The 19452-nt window shown below is 60.9% G+C and carries 15 protein-coding genes; 10 read left to right on the forward strand and 5 right to left on the reverse strand.

Annotation, left to right across the window (positions count from 1 at the left end; translation table 11 throughout):
- Window positions 1-251 precede the first annotated feature (251 nt).
- The 10 genes from ASE80_RS12885 (at window position 252) to ASE80_RS12935 (ending at window position 13153) form a co-directional block, all read left to right on the forward strand.
- Window positions 252-1532 (forward strand): alkane 1-monooxygenase, encoded by a 1281-nt coding sequence (locus ASE80_RS12885; protein ID WP_056859243.1) that lies wholly within the window; start codon window positions 252-254, stop codon window positions 1530-1532.
- Between the two features lie 134 nt (window positions 1533-1666).
- Complete coding sequence (gene praA, locus ASE80_RS12890; RefSeq protein ID WP_056859244.1) at window positions 1667-2161, forward strand: alkane oxidation protein activator PraA; 495 nt, start codon at window positions 1667-1669, stop codon at window positions 2159-2161.
- Between the two features lie 134 nt (window positions 2162-2295).
- Window positions 2296-2781, forward strand: coding sequence for an alkane oxidation protein activator PraB (gene praB, locus ASE80_RS12895; RefSeq protein ID WP_056859245.1), 486 nt, complete (start codon window positions 2296-2298; stop codon window positions 2779-2781).
- Window positions 2782-2905: 124 nt separating this feature from the next.
- Window positions 2906-3400 carry a protein activator gene (locus tag ASE80_RS12905; protein ID WP_133257350.1) on the forward strand — a complete coding sequence of 165 codons (495 nt, stop codon included), beginning with the start codon at window positions 2906-2908 and terminating at the stop codon, window positions 3398-3400.
- A 100-nt stretch (window positions 3401-3500) separates the two neighbouring features.
- Window positions 3501-4955, forward strand: a complete 1455-nt coding sequence (locus ASE80_RS12910) for an outer membrane protein transport protein (RefSeq protein ID WP_056859248.1) — start codon at window positions 3501-3503, stop codon at window positions 4953-4955.
- Between the two features lie 293 nt (window positions 4956-5248).
- The gene (locus ASE80_RS12915) at window positions 5249-7774 is read left to right on the forward strand and encodes an acyl-CoA dehydrogenase (protein WP_056859249.1); all 2526 of its coding nucleotides are present in this window, start codon (window positions 5249-5251) and stop codon (window positions 7772-7774) included.
- A 111-nt stretch (window positions 7775-7885) separates the two neighbouring features.
- A complete protein-coding gene (locus tag ASE80_RS12920; RefSeq protein WP_056859250.1) occupies window positions 7886-9229 on the forward strand; it encodes a 3-oxoacyl-ACP reductase in 1344 nt (447 codons plus the stop codon).
- Between the two features lie 3 nt (window positions 9230-9232).
- Window positions 9233-10123 carry a MaoC/PaaZ C-terminal domain-containing protein gene (locus ASE80_RS12925; protein ID WP_056859251.1) on the forward strand — a complete coding sequence of 297 codons (891 nt, stop codon included), beginning with the start codon at window positions 9233-9235 and terminating at the stop codon, window positions 10121-10123.
- The gene (locus ASE80_RS12930; protein ID WP_056859252.1) at window positions 10120-11418 is read left to right on the forward strand and encodes an acetyl-CoA C-acetyltransferase; all 1299 of its coding nucleotides are present in this window, start codon (window positions 10120-10122) and stop codon (window positions 11416-11418) included. Before ASE80_RS12925 ends, ASE80_RS12930 begins: the two co-directional genes overlap by 4 nt.
- A 31-nt stretch (window positions 11419-11449) precedes the next feature.
- Window positions 11450-13153, forward strand: a complete 1704-nt coding sequence (locus ASE80_RS12935; protein ID WP_056859253.1) for an AMP-binding protein — start codon at window positions 11450-11452, stop codon at window positions 13151-13153.
- A gap of 1098 nt (window positions 13154-14251) precedes the next feature.
- Here ASE80_RS12935 and ASE80_RS12940 read toward each other — a convergent pair.
- The 5 genes from ASE80_RS12940 to ASE80_RS12960 all read right to left on the reverse strand — a co-directional run bounded on the left by ASE80_RS12940 (window position 14252) and on the right by ASE80_RS12960 (window position 19421).
- Entirely contained in the window at window positions 14252-15226 is a 975-nt protein-coding gene (locus ASE80_RS12940) for a 2-hydroxyacid dehydrogenase (RefSeq protein ID WP_056859254.1), read from the reverse strand.
- Window positions 15223-16515 (reverse strand): MFS transporter, encoded by a 1293-nt coding sequence (locus ASE80_RS12945; RefSeq protein WP_056859255.1) that lies wholly within the window; start codon window positions 16513-16515, stop codon window positions 15223-15225. The genes ASE80_RS12940 and ASE80_RS12945 overlap by 4 nt, the downstream gene beginning before the upstream one ends.
- Before the next feature lie 45 nt (window positions 16516-16560).
- Window positions 16561-17502 (reverse strand): sugar kinase, encoded by a 942-nt coding sequence (locus ASE80_RS12950; RefSeq protein WP_056859256.1) that lies wholly within the window; start codon window positions 17500-17502, stop codon window positions 16561-16563.
- Window positions 17495-18277: a sugar phosphate isomerase/epimerase family protein gene (locus ASE80_RS12955; protein ID WP_056859257.1), complete on the reverse strand. Its 783-nt coding sequence runs from the start codon at window positions 18275-18277 to the stop codon at window positions 17495-17497. Before ASE80_RS12955 ends, ASE80_RS12950 begins: the two co-directional genes overlap by 8 nt.
- Window positions 18278-18362: 85 nt before the next feature.
- The gene (locus tag ASE80_RS12960) at window positions 18363-19421 is read right to left on the reverse strand and encodes a LacI family DNA-binding transcriptional regulator (RefSeq protein ID WP_056859258.1); all 1059 of its coding nucleotides are present in this window, start codon (window positions 19419-19421) and stop codon (window positions 18363-18365) included.
- Window positions 19422-19452 lie beyond the last annotated feature (31 nt).

Here is a 19452-nt window from a genome sequence, read left to right on the forward strand (position 1 = left end):
ACCCGACTCGCGGTTCAAGGGCGTCAAGGCTTGCTTTAGACACCTGACCAAACGGCAAAAAAACAGACTGCCCGGTCACGCTAAAAAGCCTTCGAGAAACTAGTTGACGACCTAACGATTCCGCGCTATTAATTTTAAAAAATTATTTCAATGTGTAATTTGAAACAATTTTTGAAATGCCTAAGAGCGAATAAAATAATGAAAAAAACGCCTTTTATCGCATGTCCAATCTGCCTCGTTCGGAGGCTGCCATGAATCAGACTCTGGCAACCCCAGCTGTCTGGACCGACGGCAAACGTCACCTGTGGTGGCTCGGCATCATGCCGCTGGCAACCCCGCTGCTGTCCGGCGCCCTGGCGATGACCACCGGCGTACAGCAACTGTGGTGGGTCGGTGTGCTGGTGATCTTCGGCCTTATCCCGCTGATCGACGGCCTGCTCGGTGAAGACGTCAGCAACCCACCCGAATCCGCCGTCAACCACCTCGAATCCCAAAGCTACTACCGCTGGATCGTCTACACCGGTGTGCTGTTCGTCATCTCGTCGGTGGTGATCACCGGCTGGCTCGCCGCCGGCGGCATCGACTGGATCATCAGCGGCGGTCTGCTGAACGCCACCGCCCACATGGACCCGTCGAGCTGGCTGGCCAAGGCCGCTGCCTTCATTACCGCGCGCACCGAGTTGCACGGCGCCGTCAGCTGGTTTACTTACCTGGGCATGGCGATGTCCACCGGCGCCGCCACCGGCATTGCCATCAACACCGCCCATGAGTTGGGACACAAGCCCAAGCCGCTGGAAGTGTTCCTGGCCAAGGTCACCCTGGCGCCGACCTTCTACGGGCACTTTTACACCGAGCACAACCGTGGCCACCATGTACGCGTCGCCACCCCGGAAGACCCGGCCAGCTCGCGCCTGGGTGAGAGTTTCTGGGCGTTCCTGCCGCGCTCGGTGTGGTTCAGCGCCGTGTCGGCCTGGAACCTGGAGCGCGAACGCCTGCGCAAACTCGGCCTGCCGGCCCTGCACTGGAAGAACGCGGTGCTCAGCGCCTGGATGTACAGCCTGGTGTTGTGGGGCGCGATGATTGCCTGGCTGGGCGCGGCGGTGATTCCGTTCCTGATCATCCAGGGCATCTACGGGTTTTCGTTGCTGGAAGTGGTCAACTATGTCGAGCACTACGGGCTTAAACGTCAGAAGTTGCCCAACGGTCGTTATGAACGTTGTTCACCTCGGCATTCGTGGAACAGTAATCGGATTGTCACCAATATCTTTCTGTTCCAACTTCAGCGCCACTCCGATCACCATGCCAACCCGACCCGTAGTTACCAGTCGTTGCGCCACTTTGATGAATCGCCGCAACTGCCTTACGGCTACGCCAGCATGATTGTGTGGGCCTATGTGCCGTACTTGTGGCGACGTCGCATGGACCATCGTGTATTGAATCACTATGCCGGGGATATCACCCTGACCAACCTTCAACCCTCACAGCGGTTGAAGTACCTGGAGAAGTACAGCAACAGCGCGACGCCGTTTTAATCTGAACTAACGCGAGTGTGGGTGAACTCGGGGTCTGTGTACCACGCAGGCCTTCTTCGCCCGGGATTCATCGGTTTTATTGCAAGTTAGTGGTTTGACCCTACAACAATAATTTCAAGGGAAGGACGTACACCATGCAAAGCCCTGCCACCTTTACTGCCCATGTCATCCTGGCCGCACTCGGCCTGATGGTTTACCAACAGGCCCAGGCTGCGCGGATCGAGCCAGCCGGCAGCGCCTTTACGGCCCAAGGCCCGATCAGCTTTTCCAAGGGCGCGCTGATCAGCGCCGACTGCACCATCAAAGTGGCCGGCAAGGTCGCGGCCGATGGTACGTCGGTGAACGTCGACAAAGTTGAATTCGACGGCGGCCTTAAATGCAGCCGTGTCGAGGCCATCAACTTACCCTGGGTATTAATTGCCAAAGACACTAAAAGCGGCTCGATGTCGAACATCAGCGTGGATGTGCATGCCTTCGGTTTAGGCGGCAAGTGCGGCCCGTCCACTGCCAACGGCACCTGGGATAACGCCACCGGCAAGTTGGAAGCCGCCAATGTGCCGATTGGCGAAGACTGCAAGATCAAGACGGTGTCAATCAAGATGCCGCCGACCTTCAAAGTGGTCGAATAAACGAATTCTAAAACTGTAGGTGTACATGCATTGAAATTTGGCTGGAAAGGGAAGTTCTGCAGTTTCACCGTGACCTCTCGATCATGGCCATTACCCCTGGCGAACTGACTCGCCATAACATGTGAGGAAAAACAATGAAAAGCTTGAAAACCCTCGTTTGTGCAACTTCTTTTGCTCTGTGCTTTGGCGCGGCTTCGATGGCCAGTGCGGCTTCCATCACTCCCGATGGCCCGTTCTCGACCAACCCTGGCACCATCGTGGTGAAGTCGCCTTCGTCCTTCGGTGCTGCGGTGACCTGCGGCATCACCTTTACCGGCAACGTTAGCGGTGGCGTGGCTTCTATCAATGGTGCGACCTTGACCGGCGGCGGCCTGTGCGGTTTGCCTACCCTGACCAACCTGCCTTGGGTGCTCACTGCTGCAACGGGCACTACCGGTACCGTGACCAATGTCGGCTACAAGATCACTTCGCTCCCATCCACCAACTGCGGCCCAACCCCTATCGCAGTGGCATGGACTCCAGGCTCCAAGACCCTGTCGGCTGCCAACCAATCGCTGAGCGGCAACTGCACCGTGGTGTCCCTGAATGTTGTGGCCCCGACGCTGACGGTCAACCCGTAAGCGGGTAACTCCGCAAAGGGCTGATCACCCGTTCAAAGGTCGGCGCCTCGCAAGAGGTGCCGGCTGTGGGAAACCACCGGCGGAGCCGGTTGGATACGGTACTTATTGTCTGGGGAACATGACAATGCAAAGCCTTAAAAAAGCGGCCCTCTTGGGCTCGATGTTACTCACCTTGAGCGGTGCATCGTCTATGGCGAGCGCGGCAACCTTTGCCCAGGCAGGCGCTGCATTTACCGCCTCGGGCACCATCGCTACCGCAGTAAAGCTCCTCGCATGGACGCCGGTGCCTTGCACCATGACCCTCAGCGGCCAAGTCGCGGCGGATGGCTCAAGCGCAACCATCAACAGCGCCACGTTCACCGGTAATGCGCTGTGTGGTATTTCCGGCCCGCTGAACTTGCCGTGGACACTTGCGCCGACAAATGCCAATACCGCCACGCTTTCGGGCTTTACCGAGAAGTTTCCTTATGAAAGCTGCCTGACGCCAAGTGTGCTGACCACCCAGTGGAGTGCCGCCGACGGCACGTTCAGCATCGTCAGCCCTCACACCGTGAATGCGACCTGCAGGGTCACCACTTTCACCTTCAAACCCTCACCTGCTCTCACGATTAACCCTTGAACCTGGGCAGGGAACGATGTGAAACGTAATGGCTGATCTGACGAACAGAAAGACGGGACGGCCAGGGCCGGCTCAGTGTGATAACAATAAGGAGTGCCTCATGAATAATAAAAAACAACAGGTGCAAGCTTTAATGGGTTTGGCTTTGATGGGCGGGCTGATGGTGGCCGCGCCCGTGCAGGCCGGTGGTTTTTCTACGCCAACCTATGGCGCACCGGGCTGGGGCCGGGCATTCGGCGGCGGCTCCTTGTTCAAGAATGACCCGAGTTCCGCATTCAACAACCCCGCTGCAATGGCTTTTGTTGACCACAATGTGGCGCAGATGACCGTCGATTACGCGCGCATCAAGATCAAGTACAAAGGCCAGGCGAATGACTACCAGGGTAACCCGGTATCCAATACACCGTTCAACCCGGACGGTACGTTCGATCCCGATGCTGCGGTGCTTAACAACAATGACGGGGGCCAAGGTGGGTTCACTGCCTGGCTGCCAACAGGGTTCATGGTAATGCCGCTAGGTGACCGGTTTGCGTTCGGTTTGGCGCAGGTAGTACCGCAAGGAATGCGCACCACCTGGAACGAAAACTCCAAGCTGCGTGACTTTGCAGTCGACACCAAGATTGAAACTGTAGGGTTGACCGGCTCCCTGTCCTTCAAGGTGCGAGATGATCTTTCCGTCGGTGCCGGGATGATCGTTCAGCACAGTAAAGGCTTCGTCAGCCAGAACATTGATTTGCTTGCGGCCGCGGCCAACTCTCAGTCTGAACTGGGTGGTATTCCATTCCCGGCAGGCTTGGGTACGTCGCTGATCAGGGTCAAGGTCGATAACACCTCTGTAGGCTGGTTCACGGGGGTGGTCTGGAAGCCCACTGAGCAAGACAGCCTCGGCCTCAACTATCACGCAAAAATCAAGAACAAGATGACCGGCAAGTACAATATTCGCGCCGATGCATTTTCAAATCAGTTGTTAACTGCCCCGAGCCCGTTTGGCGGAAACGGCACCATTACCGAAGTGGCGTATCCGGGCCTCAAGCTGATCCCGGACGGCGCCAATGCCAGTACTCAACTGGACATCCCGGCCACTGCAGGCCTGGATTGGGTACACCAGTTCAATGATCGCTTCACAATGGGCATGAGTGCGGTGTGGACGCAATGGTCATCTTTCAAGAACCTGACCCTCAAGTCCGACGGCAACACCATCGTGGCAATTCCCTACAACTACCGGGACTCCTGGATGTATTCCGTGGGTGGCGATTTTAAAGCCACCGATGAGCTGACACTGCGTGCAGGCCTTGCTTTCGACCAGACACCGACCCGTAACTCCACACGCGACCCACGCATACCTGACGGTGACCGTACGTTTCTGTCTCTGGGGGCGGGTTACGACGTTAGGGCTATTCCGGGGTTGAGTCTGGACGTGGCGTATTCCCATCAGTTCGTGCAGGAGGTCAATCTCAAGACCAAGAACGTGGACCGGCTGGGTGGTGCAAGGCTGGACGGCAAGGCCGAATCTTCGGGTGACGTAGTGGCTGTCTCGGCAACCTATGCATTCTAAGCTTGTGTCTTGCGGGTAAGTCACGCAGAGCCTTGGATAAGGGCGGCAAGCGCATCTTGGCGCTCTTGTTCAGCGCTCGTGTCGCGGGACTTTTACGCGAGCGGGTGAAGTTCCTCTGATGTTGATCCAGTAGGCTGACGTGTTCAGCCTTGATTGTTTGGTCAAGAGATTAAATAAAAATTTCAAAACAAAATTTGAATATTCCGTATCGAGTTTGTAGTGTGGCTTTTACGCCGCAGATCATTTCGATCTGCCTGCGTTTGGCCGTGCCCTGATCAAGTAGAGGTATCCCCATGGTTATTTGGTTATTGATGGGTGTCGCCGCCGCGATTGCCCTGGCCTATCGACAAGCCACTGCAGCCCTGTGGCTGGGCGTCGGCCTGGTCTGGCTGGCGCTTGGTTATCTGTTCAATGTGGTCGCAGGCGTTGGCGTCAGCGTCGCAGCCATCCTGGTGGTACTGCCCGCCGTGCTGATGACGATCAAACCGCTGCGCCGCACACTGCTCACCAGCAAGGCCCTGGGCCTGTTTCGCACGATCATGCCGGCGATGTCCGACACCGAGCGCGCCGCCATCGAGTCCGGCACCGTGTGGTGGGACGCCGAGCTGTTCAGCGGCAAGCCCAACTGGCAGCGTCTGCTGCAAGCCGCACCGGCCAGCCTCAGCGCTGAAGAACAGGCGTTCCTCGACAACGAAGTGGAAACCCTCTGCGACATCGCCAACGACTGGGAAACCACCCAGGTCTGGCAGGACATGTCCCCCGAAGGCTGGCAGTACACTAAAGACGCCGGGTTCCTGGGCATGATCATTCCCAAGCAGTACGGCGGCAAAGGCTTCTCTCACTATGCGCATTCGCAGGTGGTGATGAAGCTGTCGACGCGTTGCTCGGCGGCGGCGATTTCGGTGATGGTGCCCAACTCCCTCGGCCCGGCTGAGCTGCTGCTGCATTACGGCACCGATGCGCAGCGCAATTACTATTTGCCACGCCTGGCACGCGGCGAAGACATCCCGTGCTTTGCCCTGACCAGCCCATATGCCGGCTCCGATGCCGGGGCGATTCCGGACCTGGGCATCGTCTGCAAAGGTGTGCACGAAGGCGAGGAAGTGCTGGGTTTCAAAGTGACTTGGGACAAGCGCTATATCACCCTCGGCCCGATTGCCACGGTGCTGGGCCTGGCCTTTCGCGCCGAAGACCCGGACGGATTGCTGGGCAAGGCTGGCTCTTTGGGGATTACCTGCGCGTTGATCCCCACCTCCCATCCGGGCGTGAACAGCGGTCGTCGGCATTGGCCGCTGAACGCGGTGTTCCAGAACGGGCCGACCACCGGCAAGGATGTGTTTATTCCGCTGGAATGGGTGATCGGCGGCCGTGAACAGGTCGGCAATGGCTGGCGCATGCTGATGGAGTGCCTGGCGGCCGGGCGCGCGATTTCGCTGCCGTCGGCCAACGTCGGCCTGGGCAAGGTGGCGGTACGTGGCACCACGGCTTATGCGGCGATGCGCAAACAGTTCGGCCTGCCCATCGGCAAGTTCGAAGGCGTGCAGGCGCCCCTGGCGCGCATGGCCGGGCATCTGTATGCCTGCGATGCGGTGCGCAAGGTCTCGGTGGCGTCGTTGGATGCGGGTGAAAAGCCTTCGGTGATCTCGGCGATTGCCAAGTACCACGTCACCGAGCGCGCGCGGATGATCGTTAATGACGGCATGGACATCGTGGCCGGCAAAGGCATCTGCATGGGCCCCAACAACTTCCTGGCCCGCGCCTACCAGCAAAGCCCGATTGCGATCACGGTAGAGGGCGCGAACATCATGACTCGCTGCCTGATTATCTTTGGCCAGGGGCTGATCCGTTGCCACCCGTATGTGTTCCGCGAGATGGAAGCGGCGCACAACCCGGATCGGCGCAAGGCCCTGGAAGCGTTTGACAGTGCGATGTTTGGCCATCTGAGTTTTGTGTTGGCCAATACCGTGCGCGCCGCGGTGCATTCGCTGACCGGCGGGCGCTTGATTGCCGCACCGGCCAAGACCGACCCGGCGCTGGCGTCCTACTACCGCCAGGCCAATCGGCTGTCGGTGGTGCTGGCATTGATCTCGGATGTGTCCATGGGCGTGCTCGGCGGTGCGCTCAAGCGCAAGGAAAGTATCACCGGGCGCCTGGGCGATATTCTGTCGCAGCTGTACATCTTGTCCTGCGTTCTCAAGCGTTTTGAGGACGACGGGCGGCCTCAGGCCGACTTGCCGCTGGTGCACTGGTCGGCCCAGGACGCGTTGCTGCGCGCCCATGAAGCCCTGGCCGAAGTGCTCGACAACTACCCGTCGAAACCGGCGGCAGCCGTGGTGCGCACCTTGAGTTTTCCATTCGGTATTCCCCTGCACAAGCCTTCGGACCGCCTGCTGGCCCAGGTGGCCGATGTGGTGCAAACGCCTGGCGAAACCCGCGACCGCTTGCTGGCCAACTCCTACATCCCGCGCCCGGAAATCGACAAGCTGGCCTACGGCGAGCTGGGCTTCCGTTTGTTGCCGCAAGTGGAGTTGATCGAAGCGCGGCTCAAGCCTGCGATCAAGCAGGGCCTGATCGAACCGATGCCGATTTCCGCCACTGCCTTCACCGCCTGGCGCGTCAAGGCGCGGGTGCTGGACTTGATCAGTGATGAGGAAGACAGCTTGCTCGGGCGTTACGTGGAGTACGCCGACCATGGCATTCAGGTTGACGATTTCCCGCAGGATTTTGGTTTGCTGGAGGCTTTGCAGCAGCGCAAGCAAGCCTTGGAGCCGACGACCAAACGCCGCAGCAGCCAAAGCGAAAACGCCTCAGTTAGTTAACACGGTCAGTGTGGGAGCTGGCTTGCCTGCGATAGCGGTTTACCTGGCACACCGCTATCGCAGGCAAGCCAGCTCCCACACTGGATCGGGTTTACAGGGAAAGAATGTTTTATGAGTGACAACTACCTATCCTTCGTCAATTCCCCCTGGGGCCGGCGCCTGGCCCAGGCCATCGGCCTGCCGCAACCCTTGCCATTGCAACGCCACCGCAGCGGCCAGCAGGGCCTGGCCAACCCGGTGATCGTCGCCGGAGCAGGGCGCCTGGGTGCGCAGGTGCAACAGCTCTTCAAAGACACCGATACCGTCGTCGCCACCCCGGCAACCCTCAAGGCACCGTCCACGGTCAAGGTGCAGGGCGCGGTGTTCGACGCCACGGCCGTGCTCGACCTGCAACAACTCGACGAGCTCTACCTGTTCTTCCACGCCAATGCCAAGCGCCTCGGCCAGCATGGCCGCGTGGTAGTGCTCGGCACGGCGCCGGAACATTGCCAGGACTTGCCCCAGGCCATCGCCCAGCGTGCCCTTGAAGGGCTGGTGCGCTCGCTGGCCAAGGAATTGCGCCGGGCGATCACGGTGCAATTGATCTACGTGGCGCCGGGCGCCGAAGACGCGCTGGACAGCAGCCTGCGGTTCTTTTTGTCACGCCGCTCGGCCTATGTGTCGGGCCAGGTGGTGCGCCTGGAAAAACCCGTGGACGCTCAGGTGGCGGTGAACTGGGACAAACCCTTCGCCGGTCGCCGTGCCCTGGTCACTGGTGCCTCACGTGGCATCGGCCTGGCGATTGCCCAGGTGCTGGCCCGCGACGGTGCCCATGTGGTGTGCGTGGACGTGCCCCAGGCCCAGGCGGCGCTGCTTCAAGCCGCCGACAGTGTGAACGGCTCGGCCTTGCCGCTGGACATCACCGCAGCCGATGCGGCCGCGCTGTTGCAGGCGCATGTCAGCCAATACGGCGCATTCGACGTGGTGGTGCACAACGCCGGGATCACCCGCGACAAAACCATCGCCAAAATGACCGAAGCCGCCTGGCGCAGTGTGCTGGCGGTCAACCTCGAAGCGCCGTTGCAGCTCAGCAGCGCATTGTTGGAGGGGCAGGGCTTGAACCCCGGCGGGCGGATTGTGTGCGTGTCGTCGATTTCCGGTATCGCCGGCAACCTTGGGCAAAGCAACTACGCCACCTCCAAGGCGGGCGTGATTGGCCTGGTGCAGGGCCTGGCACCCCAGGCGGCCGCGCTGCAAGTCACGGTGAATGCGGTGGCGCCGGGGTTTATCGAGACCCAGATGACCGCGAAAATTCCGCTGATGATCCGTGAGGCCGGGCGGCGCATGAACTCGTTGTCCCAGGGCGGGCAGCCGATCGATGTGGCCGAGACCATCGCCTGGTTGGCGCACCCGGCGTCCGGCGGGGTCAATGGCCAGGTGGTGCGCGTGTGCGGCCAAAGCCTGCTGGGAGCCTGAACCATGGACTATGTGACGCAGATCATCGACCCGCCACCGTCGCGCACCCAGTTGTTGCTGGACGGCGTGCGTGCACTGCGCAAACCCAAGCTCGACGGGCCGCCGCCGCTGCCCACCGCGCGCCTGGTGCGCTCGGCGGTGGAGCTGAGCGCACCAGGCATTGCAGCCTATGGCCGCGCCTGCGGGTTTCGCCGTGAGCAGGGCGTGCCGCTGTCTTATCCGCACGTGCTGGCGTTCCCCTTGCACCTGATGCTGCTGACCCGGCCGAGCTTTCCGTACCCGGCCAGTGGCATGGTGCACCTGGCCAATCGCATTCGTCAGCACCAGCGTTTGCACGAAGGCCAGGCCCTGCGCCTGGAAGTGTATTGCGAACGCTGGGTGGCGCACCCCAAGGGCCAGGCGCTGAGCATCGCCACCCGCGCCTTTGCGGCGGATACGCTGGCGTGGGAAAGCGACAGCCTGTACCTGCGCCGCGACATCAAAGACCCGGTTGGTGAGCCTTGGGAAGACGTGTTGCCCCTGCAGGAAGACGGCCTGTTGCGCACCCAGCGCTGGGTGCTGCCCGCCGACCTGGGGCGCCGGTTTGCCAAGGTCTCGGGGGATTTCAACCCGATTCATACCTCGGTGATCGGCGCCAGGATCTTCGGCTTTCGCCGCGCCATCGCCCATGGCATGTGGACCCTCGGCCGCGCACTGGCGGCGCAGCAACCGCCGGGCGGGCTGGATCAGGCCCAGGCGCATTGTGACTTCAAGCTGCCGATCTTTTTGCCCGGCCAGGTTGCGCTGTGGAACCGCCCGGTGACCGGCCCGCGCCGTGAGTTCGAAGTGCGCAATGGTGCCGGTGATAAACCGCATATGCGCGGGCTATTTATCTGGAACGAGAGCCATCAATGAGTGACTACAGTTTCAACCCGGCCCCGACCCGCCGTGTGGCGATTATCGGCGGCAACCGTATCCCGTTTGCCCGCTCCAACACCGTGTATGCCCACGACAGCAATCAGGACCTGCTGGTGGCGGCCCTGCAAGGCCTGGTCGAGCGCTATAACCTGCACGGCCAGCGCCTGGGCGAGTTTGCTGCGGGCGCGGTGATCAAGCATTCGCGCGACTTCAACCTGGCGCGTGAGGCGTTGCTGTCCACCACATTGTCGCCTGACACGCCTGCCTACGACGTGCAACAGGCCTGCGGTACCGGGCTGGAAGCGGCCTTGCTGGTCGCCAACAAAATTGCGCTTGGCCAGATCGAAGTGGGTATCGCCGGTGGCGCCGACACCACCTCGGATGCGCCCATCGGCATTAACGAATCGCTGCGCCACACCTTGCTGGCGGCCAATCGCGCCAAGGGCATGGGCGCCAAGGTGAAGACCTTGCTGAAGGTGCGCCCGTCGATGTTTTTCAAACCGCTGCTGCCGCGCAATGGCGAGCCGCGCACCGGGTTGTCCATGGGCGAGCACTGCGAAGCAATGGCCAAGCGCTGGCAGATCAAACGGCTGGCCCAGGATGAACTGACCCTCACCAGCCACCAGAGTCTGGATGCGGCCTACAAACGCGGTTTTTTCGATGACCTGATCAGCCCTTATCGCGGGCTGGCGCGCGACAACAACCTGCGTGCCGACACCAGCCTTGCGAAGCTCGCCGGCCTTTCGCCCGCCTATGATCGCCAGAGCGGCACGCTGACGGCGGGTAACTCCACGCCGCTGACCGATGGCGCCTCGGTGGTCTTGCTGGCCAGCGAAGCCTGGGCGGCCGAACAGGGTTTGCCGGTGTTGGCCTACCTGCGTACCGGCGAGACGGCCGCAGTGAACTTTGTCGACGGAACCGAAGGCTTGTTGATGGCGCCTGCGTATGCCGTGCCGCGCATGCTCAAGCGTGAGGGGCTGGAGTTTGCCGACTTCGATTTCTTTGAAATTCACGAAGCCTTTGCCGCCCAAGTGCTGTGCACGCTCAAGGCGTGGGAAGACCCCGAGTATTGCCGCGAGCGTCTAGGCTTGGATGCGCCACTGGGCGCCATCGACCGCAGCAAGATGAACGTCAATGGCGGCTCCCTGGGCTGTGGCCATCCGTTTGCCGCCACCGGTGGCCGGCAACTGGCGGCGCTGGCCAAAACCATCCATGAGAACGGGGGTGGGCGCGGCCTGATTTCGATTTGTGCAGCCGGCGGGCTGGGCATTACCGCCATCGTCGAAAAATAGCCTGATCAACAACAACAATAAGGAGACTGCCATGAACGCTGTAAGCCAGGAACACACCGAACGGGTCTGGTTGAACGCCTACTTGCCGGGCGTGCCGGCGGACATCGAGGCCGGTATCGAGGCCTACCCGTCGCTGCGCGAGGTGTTCCTGGAGCACCTGGAAAAATTCCGCGAGCGGGTCGCCTACGTCAGCATCGGCACCGAAATGACCTACGCCGACTGGCAGGTACAAGGCCAGGCGTTTGCCGCGTGGTTACAGGGCCAGGGTGTGAAAAAGGGCGACCGGGTGGCACTGATGATGCCCAACTGCTTGCAGTACCCGATCTGCCTGCTGGGCACGATCCTGGCCGGCGCGGTGGTGGTCAACGTCAACCCGTTGTACACCTCCCATGAACTCAAGCATTTGCTCAAGGACAGCGAAGCGGAAACCCTGGTGATCTTTGAAAACTTCGCCCACACCTTTGAAAAAGTCGCGCAGGGCAGCCGTGTCAAACGCGTGGTGGTGGCGGCGATTGGCGATCTGCTCGGTACCTTCAAGGGCGCGGCGATGAACTTCATCCTGCGTCGAGTGCAAAAGCAGGTACCAAAATTTCATCTGCCTGGCGCAGTGCGGTTCAACAACGTGTTGAAACAGGGGCGGGCGCTGAACCACTTTCCGGTGGAGATGCACCTCGATGAACTGGCGTTTCTGCAATACACCGGTGGCACCACAGGCGATGCCAAGGGCGTGATGCTCAGCCACCGCAATATCATCGCCAACCTGCTGCAAGCCAAGGCGTGGGTCGGTGACCAATTGGACCAGGACAAGCAGGAAACCAACGTGACCTTGCTGCCGCTCTATCACATCTTTTCGCTGACGGTGAACTGCCTGATGTTCATGTGCCTGGGCGGGCGCAACATCCTGATTGCCAACCCCCGGGATGTGAAACGGGTGCAGATGATTTTGCGCAAGGAGCGCTTCAATGGCATCGCCGGGGTCAACACCTTGTTTAACGGCTTGCTTGAAAACAAGGAGTTCTGTGCGCGGGATTTCTCTGACTTGCGCATGGTGATTGCTGGCGGCATGGCCACGCACACGGCGGTGGCCAAGCGCTGGAAGGAGGTGACTGGGTTGCCGATCATTGAAGGTTATGGGCTCACCGAGTGCTCGCCGGTGGTGAGCATCAGCCCGATCAACATTGCGCGCATGCGCGAGATGGAATTCACCGGCAGCATTGGCGTGCCGCTGCCGTCGACCTGGGTGCGGTTTATGCGCGAGGATGGCGAGCTGGCGGAGATTGGCGAGCAGGGTGAACTGCAAGTGCGTGGCCCGCAGGTGATGCAGGGGTACTGGAAGCGGCCCAAGGAAACGGCTGAAGTGCTGGATGCCGAGGGCTGGCTTGCCACCGGGGACATCGGGGTGATGGATGAGCGTGGGTATATTCGTCTGGTGGACCGCAAGAAGGACATGATCCTGGTGTCGGGGTTTAACGTGTATCCCAATGAGATTGAAGACGTGGTGGCCTTGCATCCGGGTGTGGGGGAGGTGGCGGCTATTGGTGTGGAGGACCCGGTGACGGGGGAGAAGGTCAAGATCATTGTGGTACGCAAGGACCCGAGCTTGACCCAGGAGCAGATCCTGGCCCATTGCCGGGAGTATCTTACGGGGTACAAGGTGCCCAAGTATGTGGAGTTTCGCAGTATCGAATTGCCCAAGACTACGGTGGGTAAAGTACTGCGGCGGGCGTTGCGTTGATGTGAGGGGTTAGGTGCTTTAAGTGTGGGAGCGGGCTTGCTCGCGATGGCGGTTTGTCGGTGTACATATCCGTTATTTGGGTAACGGCGGCCTATGGTTCCGCCCTGACGGCGGGTCACTTTTGGCAAACGCCCCAAAAGTAACCAAAAGGTCTGTGCCCCACCACTCGGTGCCTCGCCTAGGCTCGGCATGCCCGCACTCCGGCTTGAATCCGTGGGCCGCCGCGATGGGCCATCCTTGGCCCAGCGCGGCTAATGACGGGGCGCCTCAGATCAAAAGCAGATCAAGATCAAAAGCAGAGCACGGCGGCCTGAAAGCCGACCTGAGTGGTTGAAGCAAGAGCCAGATCAAGTGCGAAGCAAAAGCTTATCTACCGGTTGCAACGCGGTCTAAATGTGGGAGCGGGCTTGCTCGCGAAAGCGGTGGGTCAGTCAATTCATCTGTCACTGACCCACCGCATTCGCGTTCAAGCCCGCTCCCACAGTTGACCGCATGCGGTTTTGAATATGAGGTCTGCTGCGGATTTGCATGCACTGAAGAGCTGTTTTTCTGTGGGAGCTGGCTTGCCTGCGATGCAGACACCTCGGTGTATCAGGTACACCGAGTTGATGCCATCGCAGGCAAGCCAGCTCCCACATTAGACCGAGTATGGCTCTGCTGTTGCTGTTGCTGTTGCTGTTGCTGTTGCTGTTGCTGTTGCTGTTGCTCTGGCCCCTACATCCTTTTCGATGACGAAGTCAGCGGTCTTTTGATCTGCGCTTGTGATCGTGATCTTGATCTGAAATCGCCCCGTCAAACACGATGGCCGGAATCTGACAGGGATTTGGGGGGTAAACCGGCAGGGATGCCGGTTTAGCCGCCCCGCGCCATGGATGGCGCGTGGCGGCGGCCCCCCAAATCAGTGTCGGATTGCGGGCATAGCGAGGCACCGAGTGTTGGGGCGAGGACCTTTTGGTTACTTTTGACTGGGCCGGCATTCCGGTCCTTGCAAAAGTGACCCGCCGTCAGGGCGGAACCCTAAGTGGCCGTTACCGCAACAACGGATATGTACACAACAGCATCTAAGTCACCGAACACACCGACTGACCCACCGCAAGCTCAAGCATACACACTCGGATTAACCAGATTGTTCGGCCGCTCCCCACCCAGCGCCATCAGCAAATTTTCCACCGCGCAAGCGGCCATCGCCTCCCGCGTCTCGTGGGTCGCCGAACCGATATGCGGTGTGGCCACCACATTGTTCAAGCGCAACAACGGCGAGTCATGATTCAACGGCTCGCGCTCAAACACATCCAACCCCGCCGCCCGAATCGTGCGTTGTTGCAGCGCCTCAACCAGCGCCGCTTCATCCACCACCTTGCCGCGTGAAATGTTGATAAAAATCGTCTCCGGCCCCATCAACGCAAACTCTGGCGCGCCGATCAGCTTTTCGGTTTCAGCCGTGAGCGGCAACGTCAGGCACACAAAATCAGCCTGCTGCAACAACTCCGGCAAGCTACGAAACTGCGCCCCAAAGCGCTCCTCTACCTGCGGCTTGGGCGAGTGACTGTGGTAGATCACCGGCATGCCAAAACCAAAATGCCCACGCTGAGCCAGCGCTTCGCCGATGCGGCCCATGCCGATAATGCCCAGGGTCTTGCCGTGCACATCGGTGCCGAAATGCGCCGGGCCGATGTTTTTGTTCCACTGGCCGGCGCGCACCATATCGGTCAGCTCGACTACTCGGCGAGCGGTGGCCAGGATCAACGCAAAGCCGGTATCCGCGGTGGTTTCGGTCAGCACGTCCGGGGTATTGCTGAGCAGGATGCCGCGTTGGGTCAGGTAGTCGATATCGTAGTTGTCGACGCCCACCGACACACTGGCCACCGCTTCAAGCTTGGGCGCCAGGTCGAGCAGCTTGGCATCCAGGCGCAGGCTCGCGCCCAGCAGGCCGTGGGCATTGGGCAGGGCGTCACGCAGCCGCGCCAGGCCGGGTTCGTCGAGGGCGTCAATCAGGGTCACGTCGACCTGTTCGTGCAAGCGAGCCATCAATGGCGCGGAAAGTTTTTTGTACAAAACGACAGACTTTTTCATGAGGTTTTTACCTTCAACTCCAGGGTTGGCACCGGCACGCGATCACTGGCGCCGGGCTTGAGGAAAATCGTCAGCACCACGGCAAACATCAGCGCGCCGCTCATCAGCAGGTACGAGGCGCCGGGTGAGCCGGTGCTGCTATTGAGGTAACCGACCAGGTACGAACCGCCGAACGAGCCCAGCGCGCCCATGCTGTTGATCAGCGCCATGGCGCCGCCGGCGACGTTGGCCGGGAGGATTTCCGGGACGATGGCGAAAAACGGACCGTAAGGCGCATACATGCACGCCCCGGCAATGACCAGCAGGGTGTAGGACCACCAGAAGTGTTCAGCGCCCAGTGCGTAGGACGCGTAGAAGGCGATAGACGCAATCAGCAGCGGCGGCCACACAAAACGTTTACGTTTTTGCAGCTTGTCCGAGCCCCACGACACCGCCAGCATGCCGATCACCGCTGCCAGGTAGGGAAGCGCCGAGAGCCAACCGGCTTCGACCATGTCCATCTGCAAGCCGGCCTTGAGGATCGACGGCAGCCACAACACGAAGCCATACACGCCGATGCTCCAGCAAAAAAACTGCAGCGCCAGGATGATCACCTTGGGCGAACGAAAGGCTTCGGCGTAGTTCTTCACCGCCTTGATCCCAACCTGTTCGGCGGCCAGGGCGCTTTGCAGGTCTTGTTTATGTTGTTCGCTCAGCCACTTGGCGTCGGCGGGTTTTTCATCCGCCAGCTTCCACCAGATAAACGCCCAGATCACCGCCGGCAGGCCTTCGATGATAAACATCCAGCGCCAGCTGAAGTGCTGCACCAGGTAGCCCGACACCACCGACATCCACATCATGGTCACCGGGTTGCCGAGGATCAGAAAGGTGTTGGCCCGTGAGCGTTCGGCCCGGGTAAACCAGTGGCACAGGTACACCAGCATCGCCGGCATCACCGCCGCTTCGACCACGCCGAGCATGAAGCGAATGGCGATCAGCATATAGGCGTTGGACACCACGCCGGTCAGTGTGGCCAGGCTGCCCCACAGAATCAGGCTGACGAAAATCAGCTTTTTAACGCTGCGTTTTTGCGCGTAGATCGCTCCCGGCACCTGGAAGAAAAAGTAGCCGAGAAAAAACAGCGCGCCCAGTAACGACGACATGCCGGGGGTGATCATCAGGTCTTCGGCCATGCCGGAGGCCGCGGCGAAACCGTAGTTGGCGCGATCCAGGTACGCCAGGCTGTAGGTGATGAACACGATAGGCATGATGTACCACCAGCGACGGGTGGCGAGTTTCACAGTTTCCATGGGGTTGCTCCTGAGCTTGTTGTAGTTGTGGCAACAGGGAGTGGGTCATGCAACAGATCGGCTGGGTAATTCAGAGCGGGTGGGCAAACCCTCCATATCACCCCGGCTTTGCACGGCGCGACTGCCGATCCAGTTGCCGCGCTGTACCGCCTCGGGGAAGCTCAGGTTTTCAAGCAGGGCGCTGATCATGCCGACGGCAAAACCGTCACCGGCGCCCACGGTATCCACCACGGTTTCCACCGGCACGGCGGCAATAAACCCCTGGTCCATGTGGGTGCGGTAGTAAGCGCCGTCCGCGCCCAGCTTGATCGCCACGGCTTCGGCGCCCTGGTCGAGGTAGAACGCGGCAATGTCGGCCGGGTCGTCGAAACCGGTGAGCAAGCGGCCTTCGCCCAGGCCCGGCAAGACCCAATCGGCGAGGGCAGCGAGGGCGTTGATTTCGCGGATCATCTGCGCTTGGCTGGCCCACAACGACGGGCGCAGGTTCGGGTCGAACGACACGCTGCGCCCGGCCTTGCGCATCTGCGTCATCAGTTCCACGGACAACTCGCGGGTGGCCTCGGACAAGGCGGGCGGAATGCCGGTGGCGTGCAGGTGGCGCGCTTGCAGCACAGCGGGGCTGATCGCGGCAATCGACAAATGGCTGGCCGCCGAACCTTTACGGAAGTACTCCACCTGCGGGTCGGCGCCGGCTTCTTCGCGGGACTTGAATTGAAAGCCGGTCGGGTGCAGCGGGTCGACCGCCACGTGCCGGCAATCCAGACCTTCGTTCTTCAGCGTGTCGACCACAAAGCGCCCCAGGGAATCGTCGCCGACACGGCTCAACCATGTCACGTTGAAACCCAGGCGCGACAGGCCGATCGCGACATTGCTGTCGGCCCCGGCAATGCGCTTGTGAAACTGCGCCACCTGGGCCAGGTCGCCGGTCTGTTCGGCGACAAACATCGCCATGGTTTCACCAAACGAGAGGATATCGATCTCAGACATGGGCGTTCTCCGCACGGGGCTGGCCAAGGAGGGCGAGGGCGGCGACCTGCTGCGCGGTGACGGCAACCAGGTCGTCGCCTTGCAACGGGAATTCCACGGCCCGGGTAATACCTTGAGTCATATGTTTGAGCAGTTGTTCCCACAGATGCAGGTCGGTGGCGCCGGGCGGCAGGGCCACCAGTTTGCTGTCCTGGCGCCGCGCCACGGCCTTGCAGTGCAGGTAATCCACATGCCGGCCCAGCAGGCGTGCGGCAGTCAGCGCAGATTGGTCCTGCCACTGCCAGTTGCCGATGTCGAAGGTCATTTTCACCGGCAAGCCCAGGCGCTCCACCTCAGTGAAGAAGCGTTGCATTGGCTCGATGCGCCCACCGTGCAGGGTCTGGTCGTTCTCTACCAGCAGCTTGACCGGGTGGCGGTTGAGCAGGGCCTGCAGGCTTTGCAGGTCGTTGGTGTCGGTGAAATAACCGAGGGAAACCTTCAGCCAGCGCGAGCCGAAGGCTTGGGCGCGGTCCAGGGTTGCACTGAGTTCAGCGTTGGGCTGGGCGCGCCCGGCGACCCAAAGCTCCAGAGGCGACGAGAACACCGATTCCAGGCCGTGCTCGGCAGCGGCCTGGGCGAGGATGGCGGGTTGTTCGGTGGTCAGCAGTTCTTCGCGCCACTCGATGCGCTGGGCGCCGGCGGCACTGAGCAGTTCGACAAAACTCAATTGGCCAAGCGTACGTACCAGGTCGGCACCGTAGCTGGAGAGGCTGATGGAAACGGGGTATTTATGCATTGTTATGTACCTCTGAAACCGGTTTCATTTTTATCCGAAAATAATGTGGGAGCTGGCTTGCCTGCGATAGCGGTGGGTCAGTCGACTACGGCTTCGCCGGACAGACCGCCATCGCAGGCAAGCCAGCTCCCACAAGGGGTTGGGTGGAGCCACGGACGATCAGTTCGGGCGAAAAATCCAGGGTGCGCGGTGGCGCGTCATCGCCGCGCAAGCGTTTGAGCAGGCAGTCGAAGGCGCTGGCGCCAATCGCGTCGGTGGGCTGGGCGAGGGCGGTGATGCCGTTGCCCACCAGCGGGTACCAGTCGAGGTCATCCAGGGCAATCAGGCCGATGTCATCAAAGAGGTTGCAGCCCAGCGCTTTGAGCGCGTGGGTGCAGGCCAGCGCAGCCACGCCATTGGCGCAGAACAACGCCTTGGGGCCTGGCTTGGTCAGGAAGCTTTTCAGGTGGTTTGCCAGCCTGTCATCGAGTTCCAGCACCGCGCTGGTCAACGCCGGCCGGGCCGCGATTTCCGCCGTGAAACTCGCCTGGCGCTCCAGGCGTGAACTGGTGCCATCGGCCTTTTCGCTCACCAGCAACAGGTCGCGATAACCCTGCTGTGCGAGGTGCTGCACGGCAACACGCACCGCCGCAGGGTTATCCAGGCCGACCATATCGCTGTGCAGCGGCTCGACCTTGCGGTCCACCAGCACCAGGGGCATTTCCCGCTGCAACTCCAGCAGTTGGTCGAGGTGATGGCCGAGGGTATTCACGATCAGCCCTTCGATGTTGTACGAACGCAACGCCGCCAGGTGCTGGCGCTCTTGCTCGTCATCGCGGTCGGTGTTGCACACCACCAGGCTGTAGCCATGCTGCCGGCAGGCGGTTTCGACGCCGTGCATCACGGCAATGGAGTAGGGGTTGCGGATATCGGCTACCAGCATGCCGATCAGGCGCGTGCGGCCGCGTTTCAAACCGCGCGCCATCTGGTTGGGGCGGTAACCGAGTTCGCTGATCGCCTGCTCGATGCGCAAGGCAATCGCGTCGGAGAGCAGGGCGCGGTCCTCGCCGATAAAGCGCGACACGCTGGCTTTGGACACGCCGGCGCGTTCGGCGACGTCGAGCATGGTCACGCGGCTGCGCTGGGCGGCGGAAAATGGGGTCACGGTGGCAGGCCTTTCTTATTGGATGTTGTGA

Source organism: Pseudomonas sp. Leaf15 (genome assembly GCF_001421425.1).
Classification (GTDB): Bacteria; Pseudomonadota; Gammaproteobacteria; order Pseudomonadales; family Pseudomonadaceae; genus Aquipseudomonas; species Aquipseudomonas salomonii.

Excerpts from the sequence above, each read along its gene's own strand:
- ASE80_RS12885 (WP_056859243.1), top strand. The coding sequence starts at position 252 with ATGAATCAGACTCTGGCAACCCCAGCTGTCTGGACCGACGGCAAACGT.
- praA (WP_056859244.1), top strand. The coding sequence starts at position 1,667 with ATGCAAAGCCCTGCCACCTTTACTGCCCATGTCATCCTGGCCGCACTC.
- praB (WP_056859245.1), top strand. The coding sequence starts at position 2,296 with ATGAAAAGCTTGAAAACCCTCGTTTGTGCAACTTCTTTTGCTCTGTGC.
- ASE80_RS12905 (WP_133257350.1), top strand. The coding sequence starts at position 2,906 with ATGCAAAGCCTTAAAAAAGCGGCCCTCTTGGGCTCGATGTTACTCACC.
- ASE80_RS12910 (WP_056859248.1), top strand. The coding sequence starts at position 3,501 with ATGAATAATAAAAAACAACAGGTGCAAGCTTTAATGGGTTTGGCTTTG.
- ASE80_RS12915 (WP_056859249.1), top strand. The coding sequence starts at position 5,249 with ATGGTTATTTGGTTATTGATGGGTGTCGCCGCCGCGATTGCCCTGGCC.
- ASE80_RS12920 (WP_056859250.1), top strand. The coding sequence starts at position 7,886 with ATGAGTGACAACTACCTATCCTTCGTCAATTCCCCCTGGGGCCGGCGC.
- ASE80_RS12925 (WP_056859251.1), top strand. The coding sequence starts at position 9,233 with ATGGACTATGTGACGCAGATCATCGACCCGCCACCGTCGCGCACCCAG.
- ASE80_RS12930 (WP_056859252.1), top strand. The coding sequence starts at position 10,120 with ATGAGTGACTACAGTTTCAACCCGGCCCCGACCCGCCGTGTGGCGATT.
- ASE80_RS12935 (WP_056859253.1), top strand. The coding sequence starts at position 11,450 with ATGAACGCTGTAAGCCAGGAACACACCGAACGGGTCTGGTTGAACGCC.
- ASE80_RS12940 (WP_056859254.1), bottom strand. The coding sequence starts at position 15,226 with ATGAAAAAGTCTGTCGTTTTGTACAAAAAACTTTCCGCGCCATTGATG.
- ASE80_RS12945 (WP_056859255.1), bottom strand. The coding sequence starts at position 16,515 with ATGGAAACTGTGAAACTCGCCACCCGTCGCTGGTGGTACATCATGCCT.
- ASE80_RS12950 (WP_056859256.1), bottom strand. The coding sequence starts at position 17,502 with ATGTCTGAGATCGATATCCTCTCGTTTGGTGAAACCATGGCGATGTTT.
- ASE80_RS12955 (WP_056859257.1), bottom strand. The coding sequence starts at position 18,277 with ATGCATAAATACCCCGTTTCCATCAGCCTCTCCAGCTACGGTGCCGAC.